Source organism: Paeniglutamicibacter sp. Y32M11, assembly GCF_019285735.1.
In the GTDB taxonomy this organism is placed as follows: domain Bacteria; phylum Actinomycetota; class Actinomycetes; order Actinomycetales; family Micrococcaceae; genus Paeniglutamicibacter.
In genome coordinates this window covers 3740187-3753784 of sequence record NZ_CP079107.1, presented here as the reverse complement: position 1 = coordinate 3753784, position 13598 = coordinate 3740187, and the positions used below count along the sequence as shown (strand labels likewise).

Below are 13598 nucleotides of genomic sequence, written 5' to 3'. Positions count from 1 at the left end.
TCCCTCAAACAGATACCTAGTTCGAGTAGCCTGGCAAGATGGACAAACCTGGGCAGAATAGCCCGTTCGACTTGGGTGAAGGAATTTTCGAGAGTCTAATTACCGATCACTTGGCTGGTCGATTGGCATCGTTGCACGGTTTCACGCGGTTGGTGGAGTCTGTGGAGGCCGAGGAAGCACCAGGTGAACTTGCACGTTTTCTAGGGCGCGCAATTGAGGCTCGTCTCGAGTCGCTCGAACCGGTACAGATGGTCACTCTGACCAATCAAATTCTTGAACTTGTTGGGCACACAGAAGATGTCCTCCCCGGTCCCCAAAAACTCATGGAGATACAACGCAACGATGAGCTCCGGACTCGGTCGCTCAAACGACCGCAGACGTCACTAAGCTCTGCTGCTCTGCTCACGAACAGTCGTGAAGACCCGCAACTGGCAGCTGAACTACGAGCCGAACTCTCCTCAGCCGACCGCGTTGATCTCTTGTGTGCGTTCATCAAGTGGGAAGGCTTGCGGCTCCTTTCGGAATCGCTGGAAGCGCTTAAGGATTACGGCATCCCGATACGGGTCATCACCACGACCTACATGGGCGCAACGCAACGCCACGCCATCGATGAGCTGGTTCGTCGATTTGGCGCAGAAGTTCGTATTAACTACGAGACCAATGCGACGAGACTTCATGCGAAGGCGTGGATGTTCCACCGGAATTCCGGGTTTGACACCGCATATGTTGGAAGCTCCAATCTCAGCCGACCGGCGTTGCTTGACGGACTTGAATGGAATGTGCGGCTCTCAGGCGTAGCAACTCCTGCGGTGTTGCAAAAGTTTGCGTTGACCTTTGACAGCTATTGGGAGGATGACGCCTTCGTTCCTTACGATCCCGATACTGACGCCGAACGCCTGGACGCAGCGTTGAAGCGGGCAGGTGGAACAACGGCGGAACGAATGCTCGGTTCCACAGGGCTGGAAGTACTTCCGCTGCTGCACCAGAAGGAAATGCTGGAAGAACTCGAGGCTGCCCGTACCAACCGCAATGAACATCGAAACCTGGTGGTTGCCGCGACGGGCACGGGTAAGACCGTGCTCGCTGCGCTGGACTACAAACGCCTCTGCGAAGCCGCTGGTCGGGAGCTTACGCTCTTGTTCGTGGCGCACCGCAAGGAAATCCTCGAGCAATCACTCAAAACATACCGCAAGGTCCTCGGTAAAGGTTCCTTCGGCGAACTGTTCGTGGACGGACAAAAACCGGAGGCCTGGAAACATGTGTTCGCCAGCGTCCAGTCGCTGGCCGCCTTCGGACTCGCCAAGATCAAACCCCGTGCCTTTGAAATTGTGGTGATCGACGAGTTCCACCATGCAGAGGCAAACTCCTACCGCAGGCTTATTGAGCACCTGAGGCCCATCGAACTCCTGGGTCTTACGGCAACACCCGAACGCGGTGACGGCATCAACGTTGCCGACACCTACTTTGACGGAAAGATCGCCTCTGAACTACGCCTGTGGGATGCACTGGACGCCGACCTGCTGGTTCCCTTCCACTACTTCGGGGTGGCAGACGATGTCGACCTGACCGCCATCGAATGGAAGCGAGGTTCCTATGACCTTGAACAGCTCAGCAACGTTTACACCGGGAACGACATCCGCGCACTGAAGATCATCAACGAACTTCGAGACAAGGTGCTCAGCACCTCCTTGATGCGTGCGCTGGGTTTCTGCGTCTCGGTCCAGCACGCGCACTACATGGCCAAGGTCTTTAACGAAGCCGGAATTCCTTCGGTGGCGGTGTCGGGAAATTCAACTACCGAGGAACGCGAGGGCGCGCTGGCCAAACTCCGAGCCCGCGAACTGAACTGCATTTTCGCCGTCGACCTCTTCAACGAGGGGCTCGACGTCCCGGAAATCGACACCATCCTCCTGCTCCGTCCCACGCAGAGTTCAACCATCTTCCTGCAGCAACTAGGCCGCGGCCTGCGCCGGGCCGATGACAAGGCAGTGCTCACGGTGTTGGACTTTATCGGCCAGCAACGCCGGGAGTTCCGCTTCGACGTCAAGTACCGTGCCCTGTTGGATGTGCCGCGCAAGAAGCTGGAACGCATCATCGATGATGGTGCACCTGGGCTGCCATCGGGTTGTCAGCTCATGCTCGACCGGGTGGCGCGAACCATTGTGCTGGAGAACATCCGCTCGCAGCTCAAGTTGAATAAGCCGGCGTTAGTTCGTGAGATCAAGTCCTATGGGTTGCTCGGACTGGATGACTATCTTGAAGAATCGGGCCGGGATGTTAAAGACATCTACCGCAAAACAGGTGATTCCTGGACGGACCTCATCCGTCGTGCTGGCCTAATCTCCACGCGCTCGCCCGGGGAAGTGGGCATTGTCGCCATCACTGCTGATGAACAAGATGAGGAACTTAAACTACTTAAACGAGTCACACGGTTCCTCCACGTTGACGACGCCGAGCGCGCCGATGCGTATTCCGCCCTCTTGGACCAGGCTGCCCCTCGATACACGGAGTTGGATCAACGTGAGCAGATATTTGCGCGCATGCTGTTCTACACATTCTGGGACGACGGTAATGGGTACCTCTCCTACGACGAAGGGCTGGACCGGATTCGCGCGCACGGATACCTTGTCGAGGAATTACGAGCAGCGTTTGCCCGAGGTGTGGCTCGCGGTTCGCATGCGCCGAAGGGTTTGCCGCTCGGCCTGCAACAGCTCCCGCTGTACTCGCACGCCACCTACTGGCGATCGGAGATTCTCGCGGCCCTCGACTACGGTTCCTTAGAGCAGGGCAAGGGCGTCAACCACCGCGAAGGGGTGGCCTGGTGCCCGCAAGCGAGCACCGATGCACTGTTCGTGACGCTGGACAAGGATGAGGCGGTCCACAAACCGAACACTCTGTACAAGGACTATGCGATAAGTTCCCGCCTATTCCATTGGGAATCACAAAACGCAACCAGTACAACCAGCCCAACGGGCCAGCGCTACCTGAACAGGAAGGATCACGATTCACACATCTTGCTCTTTACCCGCGACGCAGCGAAAGACATTGACGGCCTCGTCATGCCGTTCACCTGTTTGGGTACGGTTGACTACGTGAAGCACGAAGGATCAAAACCCATTGCCATCACGTGGAAGTTTCAGCGCGAAATGCCGGTCAGCGTGTTTACCTCGGCGAATGCTGTGGCCAGATGAAACGGTCGTCTGGATGTGAGAAACCGAAAGAGCCATCGGGCTTCGGGACAACTCGGTGCGCCAACTCGATCTCCATGATCCAATTCTTTTCGTCTCTTATCAATTCCAACCGTTAGGATCGGGATCAAGAACTAAGTCATAGGAAACAGCAACGTGAAGACGAAGCAGACAACTGGAAACCGAGCGACGCAGGAGAGAATCCTCGATATTGCCGCAAAGCTCTTCGTTGAGAACGGCTACACGGGCACCCCTCTGAGCCTGATCGCTTCAAAGCTGGAATTCACGAAGGCGGCGCTCTATTACCATTTCAAGAGCAAGGCTGACATCCTCACCGGCATCCTCGACCCACTGCTCGATCAGATCGATGGGCTCCTAAAGGAGACCCCGGAACGCTTTCCCAACACCGAACAACGGTGGGAATTTATGCTCGCGTATTCTCAGCTCTTGCTTTCTAATACCCGAGCGGTCGCGGTCCTTGCGATCGGTGGCAGTCAAGCATGGATGCCAGAGAAAATCCTCGAGCGCATCCGACGCCATGCAGAGCGAACGACCGAGCTCGCGATGCTTCCCGGCATGAGTGAAGAAGACCAGGTCCGGGCAATGCTCCTTATGGATATGATGCATCGCGAGATAGTGTTTGAGAAAGGCCGCTCGGTGGTCAAGGGGATGGCTCCGGAGCGTCGCCGTGAGATTGTCTACGGCTTCATCCGAGACACTTTGGAGTCCTAAACCGGGTACCTCGCGACGCGGGGCGGCTTCATGCCTCGCCAAGAGAGACTGGTCACCGACTTGATCGGGAATTTCCCTGACGCTTCGCCTTCGTGCAATGACGTTTTTTGATCGATCCGCAGTGAGCTGTTGGATCGCAGCCATGAGGTCGGCACCGTTGATGTTCCATTTGAACGAGTTTGCCCTGAAGGTACCTTAGAGGTGCTGTCGTTCTGTTTCGATGGTCCATGAATGAAAGCATTGCCCGGTTGACTATTTATCGATTTCGCTGCCCAGATCTTTAACCAAGTGTAATTTGATTAACAATCTTCTAATGACTGCTTTTTCCATTTTAGGTGAGCGTTCGCCGGGCAAGAGTAGTGGAGTTTTGCTCGTGACCGGCATCTTAGCCTTCTCCATCCCGTCAAGCGTCCATCCTTCTGGCGGCATGAGTATCTCGCAGGGCTTTTCGGCGTATTGTAGGCCTTTTTCTTTGCGTTATTCATTTTGCATTATATATCCATATCTATTCTCTTATTCGGTCGATATATAGCACAAGGATAATTCCCCTTCATCCCCAAGCGGTACCGGTGGGAGTGTGCGGCACTCCCGCCCTCTAGCTTAAATAGAACCGTGTTTCAATATCTTGACTGCTTGCCGGCCGGTAAGTAATCTCGATCACACATTGCCGTCGCCGACGGCTAACGCCTGTTCAACGACGAAAGGCAACGCAATGCATCTACGTTCTTCCTCGGAGATCACAAATCTCCGCGCGGAGCTCCGTACCTACTTCGCAAATCTCTTGACGGACGAAGTTCGAGCAGGGCTGCGTGGAGAGGGCGAGGCAGGTGGCCCGGTACACGCAGCAATCCAAGCCCAGATGGGCAGCGATGGATGGCTTGGTATCGGCTGGCCCATCGAATACGGCGGACAGGGTTTGGGCCCGGACGCACAGTTTGTGTTCTACGACGAGGCCTATCGGGCAGAAGCTCCCATTCCGATGATCACCTTGACCACCGTTGGCCCAACGCTCATGAGTCAGGGCACCCAAGCACAGAAGGATTACTTCCTTCCCAAGATTCTGGCCGGCGAATGCATTTTCTCTATCGGCTACACGGAAGCCGAGGCCGGCACGGACCTGGCCTCACTCGCCACCCGGGCTGTTCGCGAGGGCGACGAGTACGTGATCAGGGGCAGCAAAGTCTTCACTTCCGGCGCCGACGGTGCCGACTGGATCTGGTTGGCCGCCAGAACTGACCCGGATGCTCCCAAGCACAAGGGCATCTCATTGATTCTGGTTCCCACCACGGCGACCGGATTCTCCGTTACCCCGATCCACACAGTGGGTGGGCTAAGCACCACGGCCACCTACTACGACGACGTCCGCGTTCCTGTCACCAACGTTGTTGGCAAGGAGAACGAAGGCTGGCGGATGATTACCACCCAGCTGAACCACGAACGAGTCGGGCTGGCCGCCTACAGCGGCATTTGCGAGGGCTTGCTCGACGACGTGCACGCATGGGTCGTTGAGCAGCAAACCGCCGAGGGCAAACCACTGAGTGCCGAACCCTGGGTTCGCCACCTGCTGGCCACCTCCACCGCCCGGCTGCGCGCCATGCGCCTAATGAACTGGAAGCTGGTGGAAACCACCACCCGAGGGGAACTCGATCCGGGATCGGCGTCAGCGGCCAAGATCTTCGCCACCGAGACCGTTATCGACGTCTACCGTTCTCTACTGGAGATTGTGGGTACCGGAGCCTCGCGCATCACCAACGCACCGTGGCGCTTTGATACCGGGCGTCTGGCCCTGATGAACCTGAGTGGACAGATTAATACCTTCGGCGGCGGCGTCGCTGAAATCCAGCGCGAGATTGTCGCCTGGACCACCCTCGGCATGGCAAGGAAGGCACGATGAGCCCCGCAAACATTCAGAGCACGTTGCAGGCCCCCAACATGGAATTCACCTTGGGAGAGGACGAGCAGTCGGTCGTTGACCTCGCGGGTCAGATCTTCTCTCACCTGAGCGACGATGATCGGCATCTGGCCTCGGTGAAGACGGGTGAAGCCTTCGACGCCACCCTATGGGAACAGCTCGTTGAAGCCGGCTTGCTCGAGGCACTACTTCCCATGGCTGAGGATGAGCCCGGACTGGGCATGGTGGGTTTGGCCCTGATCGCTCGCGAACAGGGCCGCTACCTCGGCCGCATCCCCTTCGTGACTACCGCCGTTGCCGCGCTCGCACTGGCCGAGTTCGGTGACCGCCCTGACGTCCTTGAAAACATCAATGCGGGAAGCGCACTGGTAGGTGTCTTGCTGCCCGAGGTTCGCCAGCGTATTAACGGGGCGGTCGCCAGCGATGGGTGGGTGCTGAACGGACACCTTGAATTTGGTTATGTTGTTCCCAGCTCGACACACCTGCTCGTTCAGTTCCATGTCGACGGCACCGAAATGGTGGCGCTCATCGAAGCTGAGCGCGTCGGAGTAGAGGTGGATGAATTCACGGGAATCTCCAACCTGCAGCACGCAGCACTTTCCCTTAACAACGTGCGTGTATCCAGCGAAGACCTGATCGGTGCACAGCGCCCGGCCGGGGAGGTTGCCGGGTGGATCCGTCCGCGTCTGCTCACCGCCACCGCCGCCCTCACCGCGGGTGCCTGCGAGGAAGCGGTTCGCCGCACCGCAGCATATACCTCGGAGCGCGAGCAGTTTGGTCGGCCGCTTTCCACCAACCAAGGGGTGGCGATGCGCGCGGCCGACGCCCACATTGATTCGGTGGTCACGTGGTTAACCACCATGGACGCAGCGTGGCAACTGGATAACGACGGCGAGGGCGAACTTGCAGCGTTCACCGCCTCTTGGTGCGCGCGCGAGGGCGGTTTCCGTGCGGTCCACGCAACCCAACACCTTCATGGGGGAATGGGTGCGGATGTGGACAACCACATTCACCGCTTCTTCATCTGGGTTCGCGAACTCGATGTGCTGTGGGGCTCCGCTGGGCAGGTGGCAGAGGAACTGGCTAACGTGATTCTTCCGCTGGATCAATCATGAGTGTGGGTTCACGCGTTGAGCCCACGACGGTCACTCGCAGTGTCGGCTCAATACTCGCGATCCTGGTGTTTGCGGAAGTCATCGCCGCCTTCGAGACCTCCATGGCCGTGCAGTTGCTCTACACGCCGGGGGACTTCTTCACCGCCGATCTCTCGCAGTTGGTCTGGGTCATTACCGCCTACTCACTGGTGGCCGCACTGGCCACCGGATTCGTGGGACGCCTCGGTGATCAGTTTGGGCGGCGCAAGATCATGGTTGCCATCCTGCTGATCTCTGCCGTCGGCTCGGTCATCAGCGCATTGGCCCCGACCTTCGGCGTGCTGGTGGCCGGCCGGGCCTTGCAGGGGGTCTCCGGCGCGGTGCTGCCGCTAGCCATCGGCATGGTTCGGTCCAGCTTCCCCGCGGCGAAGGTCAGCCTGGGCATCGCGGTGGTCAGCACCTCGGCGCTCATCGCCGGAGCGGCGGGCATGCTCGCGGGAGGGTTGTTCCTTGACTACGCGTCCTGGCACTACATCTTCTGGACCGCTGCTATTGCCGCCACCCTCGCCGCGGCCTTCGTGCACTTCGGTATCCCGCGCGAGCCACGGGAAACCCTGGCCTCGGCAGGAAAGATCGACTACTTCGGTGGTCTGCTCTTTGGCGCCGCCATCGCCTCGACCCTCTATGGGCTGACCCTGAGCAAGAGCAGGGGCTGGAGCGATCTATCGGTGCTTACCTTCGTGATTGGCGGATTGGTCGTGCTGGCGCTGTGGGTCAGGTGGGAGCTGCGCATCGAGGAACCCATGATCAATGTGCGGATGTTTGGCCAGCGCAAATTTGCCTTAGGCATGCTAGCTACCGCGCTGATCGCCGTGGGACCCATTGGGACCATGAGCATCCTGACCGTGACGATTTACCGCTCCCCGAGGAGCATCCCCGCGGCCGATGGCGGTGTCATGGACTTGCCGGTGGGGCTGGGGCTCAGTGCCACACAGACCGGCCTGCTCGGATTCATCACAGCTGCAGCGGCATTCGCCATCTCACCGTTGATCGGCAAGATCTCCGCTCGTTTCGGGGCGCGAATCGGTCTGATGATTGGCTCGCTCTTGATGATTGTTGGCCTCGTCGTTATCTGTGTGGCGCCGGGCCAGCTTCCGGTGGTGCTCACCGGCCTAGTCATCACGGTCTTTGGCACCGGGTTCCTCTACTCCGGGATGCCTACGGTCATCGTGGAATGTGTCCTTCCGGAACAAACCAGCACCGCGACGGCCGTCAACGCGGTCACACGCACGGCCTTCCAAGCAGTAGCCGCCTCCGTGGTGGGCCTGCTGCTCGCGTTCTCGCCTGTTGTAGCAGGCGAGAACACGTTCGTCTCGTTGGCAGGATTCTTCCTCGTCGCGGGCGTGCTCATCACCACGTGCCTTCTGACCATTGTCGTTGTCTTGTTCATTCCACCGACAAAGATCGCCAATCCACGGGAATCCGACGCCCAGGTAGACCACCTCACCCTTAAGGATTAAGCATGAATACCGTCATTGAAGAGACAAAACCTCAAACTACCAGAGATCTACTGGACCTACGAGCCGACGATGATCGTCCCGGATTACTCTTTGAGGGCCGCATCTGGACCTGGTCCGAGGTCGTGGCCGAATGCAAGATCCGGGCGCATATGATGCTCGCGCTGCACCAGGAAGGCAAGGCCTTCCACGTGGGCGTCATGCTGGAAAATGACCCGGAATACATCTTCGCTATCGGTGGTGCCGCCTATGCCGGAGCCACCGTGGTGGGCATCAACCTGACCCGCCGCGGAGAAGAACTGGCCCGCGACATCCACTACACAGATTGCGAAATGCTGATCACCAGCAGCGAGCTCGAGACCTGCTTTAACGGGGTGGACTCCGGGATCCCCGAAAGCCAGACGTTGCGCATTGGTACCCCATCCTTCGCAGCGCACGTTGAAAGCTACCGCAAGACAGGGCGCCCGGATCTTGCCGCGGCTGGCGACCCATCCACTAACCTGCTCCTGCTCTTCACCTCCGGTTCCACCGGAGACCCAAAGGCCGTCATCTGCACGACCGGTCGGCTGTGTCGCACCGCTGAGTACCGCCACATGGGACTGGGCAGCAACGACGTCAGTTACAACTCGATGCCGCTATTCCACGGCAACGGCATCTTCGCCTGCTGGGCGAATCCGCTGTTCACCGGCGGCACCTTTGCGCTGGCCCGCAAATTCTCGGCTTCGGGCTTTGTCCCGGATTTGATGAGGTACAAGGTCACCTACTTCAACTATGTGGGCCGCTCGCTGTCCTACATTCTGGCCCAGCCGGAGAAATCCGCCGAAGCCCATACCAATTTGGCCGCCTGCTTCGGTACCGAAGCCTCGGAATTGGACATGACCGAGTTCCACCGCCGCTTCGGCGTCTGGCCCACCGAAAATTACGGTTCCAGCGAGGGCGGACTGACCCTGAGCCGGACCCCTGAAACCCCCGCGGGTTCCCTGGGCCTGCCACCGGCCGGCATGGATGCCGCGGTCATCAATCCGGCAACGATGGAGCAATGCCCACCGGCCATTCTCAATGATTCCGGACGCATCCTCAACGCCGAGGAAGCGATCGGCGAGCTGGTCAACCTCACGGGTGCGTCCCTCTTCGAGGGGTACTACAAGAACCCCGAGGCCGGCACCGAGCGCATCCGTGGCAACGCATTCCTGACCGGAGACTTGGGCTATCGCGACGAGGCGGGCTTCTTCTACTTCGCCGGACGCACCTCCGACCGCTTGCGCGTGGACAGCGAGAACTTCTCGGCAGCCCCGGTGGAACGTGTCCTGGCCCGTTTCGAGGGTGTCACCCTCGCCGCCGTCTACCCGGTCCCCGACGCCCGCACCGGTGACCAGGTCATGGCCACACTGCAGGTGCAAAACCCCGATGACTTCGATCCAGTGGCCTTCGCTGCTTTCCTCGAAGTGCAGCCAGATTTGGGGACCAAGTGGGCTCCGCGCTTCATCAGCATTGTGCGCGACGTACCGGTGACGGCAACGCAAAAGATCAACAAGCCCATCCTGCGTAAAGACGCCTGGCTGGTGAACGAAATCGTTTATCACCGCCCGGGACGGGAAATCGTCTTCGCGCGGCTGGATGAACGAGCAACGCAGGCCCTAGAAGCGCAGTTCGAAGTCAACGGCCGAGCTCACCTTTTACCCCTACGACCAGCACACACCCATATCAAGGAGACAGTATGAGCAACGATCCGAACGTGAAGATCGGCGAGATTATCTCCGCCGGACGCGAAAGGGTGTCGGTGGCCCGTGATGAGGTCAATCGGCCGATGATTCATCACCTGTGCGAGGTGATGGGGGAGTCCAATCCGATTTATCTCGACCCCGAGGTTGCCCGCGCTGCTGGCCACCCCGACGTGGTGGCCCCGCCCTCGGCGTTGGCGGTGTGGAACATGATCAATCCCGCGGATCAGGAAATCGAAAGCGATGTGGACCGCGCCTATGCGATTCTCGCCGACTGCGGCTACCCAAACGTCGTTGCGGTGAATTGCGACCAAGAATATGACCGCTACGTCTCTCCCGGAGATGTGCTGACCTCCACAGAAAAGGTTGAAACCTTCGTGGGTCCCAAGCAAACGGGCCTCGGCGAAGGCTATTTCATCACCACCCTGACCACCTTTACCGATCAGCAGGGCGAAGCCGTCGGAACCATGCGCTTCCGCACGCTTTGGTACAACCCCGCAAAGAGGAGCTCCTGATGACTCAGACACTATCCGACGCCCAGAATCAGACCCAGCCCCAAGTCCAGGCCCTGCGCCCGCGCCCGGCTATCAACCTGGATAACGCCTTTTACTTTGAGTCCCTAGCCGAACGCGGAGAGTTGAGCATCCAGCAATGCGGCGACTGTAACGAACTGCGCCACCCGCCGGTACCGATGTGCCCCGAGTGTCATTCGACGCATTGGGCGCCGAAGGTTATGTCCTTGCACGGCATCCTCCACAGCTACGTGGTGCTGTATCACCCGATCGTTCCCCCGTTCGAGCCGGGCTACATCGTCGCGGTCATCGAGCTCGACGAGGGGCCGCGGGTCATCATGAACCTCGAGGACGTAGAACGTGCGGACGTAAAAATCGGCATGGACGTGGACATCACTATTAAACGTATGGATGAGGACTTGGTGTTGCCCGTGGCGCACCCGGTAGGAGGACAAGCATGAGCACCGTCGAATCGACCCTAGCCCTGGCCCGCCCGCATTCGGTCTCCGTGGGGGACACCCTGCCGGAACTAAAGATTCCGATCACCGCGACCCTGATCGTCACCGGTGCGATTGCCACCCGTGACTTCCAAAAGGTGCACCACGACAAGGATGTCGCGATTGCCGCTGGAACCAAGGATGTTTTTATGAACATTCTGACCACCAACGCGCTGGTCAACCGCTATGTGGGCGAATGGGCCGGACCCACCGCCCGGATGAGCCGGATCAACATTCGCCTAGGTGCCACGAACTTCCCGGGAGACGAAATGGTCTTCACCGGTTCTGTTGAAGCGGTGGACGGCCAGAAGATCACTCTCAAGGTCATCGGCACCAACTCCCTGGGCCCGCACGTCACCGGCACCATCGATCTTTCGATTCCCTCCCGAGAGGAAACAGCATGAGCAACCTGCTGAATAAGGCAGTCATCGTCGGCATCGGAGCCACCGAGTTTTCCAAGAACTCCGGACGTTCCGAACTTCAGCTGGCCCAGGAGGCATCACTGGCCGCCTGCCGCGATGCCGGGGTGAACCCGCACGACGTGGACGGCATGGTGACCTACTCGATGGACACCAACCCAGCCATCGAGGTCGCCCGTGGCCTGGGCTGCAAGGAGCTGAACTTCTTCAGCCACGTCGATTACGGTGGAGGCGCCGCCGCCGGAACCATCCTGCACGCGGCCATGGCAGTGGCCACCGGTGTGGCCAAGACGGTGGTCTGCTACCGCGCCTTCAACGAACGCTCCGGCGCCCGCTTTGGGCAGGCGATGAGCACCGCGGGCATGGCACCGGATGCCCGGGCCGCCTCCTACGCTTGGACGCTGCCCTCGGGTCTGATGACCCCCGCCTCCTGGGTCGGGATGTTCGCCCAGCGCTACATGCACCTCTCCGGCGCAACTTCGGAGGACTTTGGCCGCGTGGCGGTGGCCGACCGCAAGCATGCTGCCACCAACCCGAAGGCTTGGTTCTACGGCAAGCCGATCACCTTGGAAGAACATCAGGCCTCACGTTGGATCGCTGACCCGCTGCACCTTTTGGATTGCTGCCAGGAATCCGACGGTGGCCAAGCCTTTGTCATCACCACCCCGGAACGCGCACGGGATCTGCCGGGCCAGGCGGTAAGCATCAAGGCAGCAGCCCAGGGCGCTGCTTATGACCAGCACTCCATGGTTAGCTACTACCGCAAGGACGGGGACCGGACGCTGCCGGAAATGGGCAATGTTGCCGCCAAGCTATGGAATGACACCGGTTTGACCCCTGAAGATATTGATACAGCGGTGCTCTACGATCACTTCACGCCGTTTGTGCTGGCCCAGTTGGAGGAATTTGGTTTCTGTGGCCGCTTCGAGGCGAAGGACTTCATCAAGAACGGAGCCATCGAGATGGGTGGGCGTTTGCCCATCAACCCCAACGGCGGCCAGCTGGGGGAGGCCTACATCCACGGCATGAACGGCATCGCCGAGGGTGTTCGGCAGATCCGCGGTACCGCCGTCAACCAGGTGCCCAACGCGCGCAACGTATTGGTCAGCGCCGGCACCGGCGTTCCGACCAGCGCGCTGATCCTCGGAAATGACTAAGCCTGCGGCGTGGCCCCCCTCTGGTACGAGCCACACGGATTTCGCGGACCACCGTCAAGCCCTGCTGTTGGCCGCCGATCGTGCCCGCCTGTTGGTGGATGCGATGGTCAGGCTCAAAGAAGATTCACCCGTCGCATCCGTACTGGCGCAACGCCTAGAGGAGTTGTTGGAGCTGCTTGCCGGGCACGTTCAGCCGGTTGAAGCCATGAGTAAATCACGGCAGTATGGAGCCGCGGACCGATCCATGGTCTCCGGGGCGTTGAATCCCATGGCGCCTCCGGTGCAGTTGAGCATGGGAGATGACAATACTGCGCGCACCACAACAGCGCTCGGCTTGGCGTATCAGGGACCGCCCGGACGCGTTCATGGTGGGATGGTGGCAACGTTACTGGATCACCTCATGGGATATGCGGCTGGAACCGTTGGATCGTGGATTTTTACTCGATCGCTGACGGTTGATTACGACCACGCGGTGCCCCTCTTTGAGGAGCTGGAGATTGTGGCGACGGTGGAGCGGGTTGATGGTCGCAAGATTTGGGTTCGTGGAGAAATACGTGCCGCCGGAGCAGTAGTGGCGAGGGCCCATGGGTTGTGGCTGCCGCCGCGGGTGAATCCCGAATCCTGTTATGGCGTAGCGGTTGAGGAATTGGCCGACTAACCGGGATGCGGGCCATGGTGTCGGGCCGCTGCCGCGCCGTGGACCAAGAAGTCCGAGCGCGATGAGGGTGACGCGGTGCGGTGCATGGCCACCGGAAGGGCGAGTCGAGCTGGCAGGAAAACGGTGTTGAGGCTTCGTTTTCTCCGGTTCGGCTCACCCTTTTGTGGTTAAAGATGCTGCGTGATTTCGAC

General features: G+C 59.5%; 11 protein-coding genes. All 11 read left to right on the top strand.

Annotation, left to right across the window (positions count from 1 at the left end):
* Positions 1–38 precede the first annotated feature (38 nt).
* Positions 39–3191 carry a DUF3427 domain-containing protein gene (locus KUF55_RS16660; protein ID WP_218817358.1) on the top strand — a complete coding sequence of 1051 codons (3153 nt, stop codon included), beginning with the start codon at positions 39–41 and terminating at the stop codon, positions 3189–3191.
* Positions 3192–3344: 153 nt separating this feature from the next.
* A complete protein-coding gene (locus tag KUF55_RS16655; RefSeq protein ID WP_218817357.1) occupies positions 3345–3920 on the top strand; it encodes a TetR/AcrR family transcriptional regulator in 576 nt (191 codons plus the stop codon).
* A 712-nt stretch (positions 3921–4632) separates the two neighbouring features.
* Positions 4633–5814 (top strand): acyl-CoA dehydrogenase family protein, encoded by a 1182-nt coding sequence (locus KUF55_RS16650; RefSeq protein WP_218817356.1) that lies wholly within the window; start codon positions 4633–4635, stop codon positions 5812–5814.
* A complete protein-coding gene (locus tag KUF55_RS16645) occupies positions 5811–6947 on the top strand; it encodes an acyl-CoA dehydrogenase family protein (RefSeq protein WP_218817355.1) in 1137 nt (378 codons plus the stop codon). The genes KUF55_RS16650 and KUF55_RS16645 overlap by 4 nt, the downstream gene beginning before the upstream one ends.
* Entirely contained in the window at positions 6944–8446 is a 1503-nt protein-coding gene (locus tag KUF55_RS16640; RefSeq protein ID WP_218817354.1) for an MFS transporter, read from the top strand. Before KUF55_RS16645 ends, KUF55_RS16640 begins: the two co-directional genes overlap by 4 nt.
* Before the next feature lie 2 nt (positions 8447–8448).
* The gene (locus KUF55_RS16635; protein WP_218817353.1) at positions 8449–10164 is read left to right on the top strand and encodes an AMP-binding protein; all 1716 of its coding nucleotides are present in this window, start codon (positions 8449–8451) and stop codon (positions 10162–10164) included.
* Positions 10161–10679, top strand: a complete 519-nt coding sequence (locus KUF55_RS16630) for a MaoC family dehydratase N-terminal domain-containing protein (RefSeq protein WP_218817352.1) — start codon at positions 10161–10163, stop codon at positions 10677–10679. The genes KUF55_RS16635 and KUF55_RS16630 overlap by 4 nt, the downstream gene beginning before the upstream one ends.
* On the top strand, positions 10679–11137 hold the full coding sequence (locus KUF55_RS16625; protein ID WP_218817351.1) for a Zn-ribbon domain-containing OB-fold protein: 459 nt from the start codon (positions 10679–10681) through the stop codon (positions 11135–11137). The genes KUF55_RS16630 and KUF55_RS16625 overlap by 1 nt, the downstream gene beginning before the upstream one ends.
* The gene (locus KUF55_RS16620; RefSeq protein WP_218817350.1) at positions 11134–11577 is read left to right on the top strand and encodes a MaoC family dehydratase; all 444 of its coding nucleotides are present in this window, start codon (positions 11134–11136) and stop codon (positions 11575–11577) included. Before KUF55_RS16625 ends, KUF55_RS16620 begins: the two co-directional genes overlap by 4 nt.
* Entirely contained in the window at positions 11574–12749 is a 1176-nt protein-coding gene (locus KUF55_RS16615) for a lipid-transfer protein (protein WP_132360231.1), read from the top strand. The genes KUF55_RS16620 and KUF55_RS16615 overlap by 4 nt, the downstream gene beginning before the upstream one ends.
* A gap of 67 nt (positions 12750–12816) precedes the next feature.
* Entirely contained in the window at positions 12817–13407 is a 591-nt protein-coding gene (locus tag KUF55_RS16610; protein WP_218817349.1) for a PaaI family thioesterase, read from the top strand.
* Positions 13408–13598: the final 191 nt, after the last annotated feature.

What these genes read in the sequence shown, in the direction of transcription:
- KUF55_RS16640 (WP_218817354.1), top strand. Translation starts at nt 6,944, where the DNA reads ATGAGTGTGGGTTCACGCGTTGAGCCCACGACGGTCACTCGCAGTGTC.
- KUF55_RS16660 (WP_218817358.1), top strand. Translation starts at nt 39, where the DNA reads ATGGACAAACCTGGGCAGAATAGCCCGTTCGACTTGGGTGAAGGAATT.
- KUF55_RS16645 (WP_218817355.1), top strand. Translation starts at nt 5,811, where the DNA reads ATGAGCCCCGCAAACATTCAGAGCACGTTGCAGGCCCCCAACATGGAA.
- KUF55_RS16635 (WP_218817353.1), top strand. Translation starts at nt 8,449, where the DNA reads ATGAATACCGTCATTGAAGAGACAAAACCTCAAACTACCAGAGATCTA.
- KUF55_RS16620 (WP_218817350.1), top strand. Translation starts at nt 11,134, where the DNA reads ATGAGCACCGTCGAATCGACCCTAGCCCTGGCCCGCCCGCATTCGGTC.
- KUF55_RS16625 (WP_218817351.1), top strand. Translation starts at nt 10,679, where the DNA reads ATGACTCAGACACTATCCGACGCCCAGAATCAGACCCAGCCCCAAGTC.
- KUF55_RS16615 (WP_132360231.1), top strand. Translation starts at nt 11,574, where the DNA reads ATGAGCAACCTGCTGAATAAGGCAGTCATCGTCGGCATCGGAGCCACC.
- KUF55_RS16650 (WP_218817356.1), top strand. Translation starts at nt 4,633, where the DNA reads ATGCATCTACGTTCTTCCTCGGAGATCACAAATCTCCGCGCGGAGCTC.
- KUF55_RS16630 (WP_218817352.1), top strand. Translation starts at nt 10,161, where the DNA reads ATGAGCAACGATCCGAACGTGAAGATCGGCGAGATTATCTCCGCCGGA.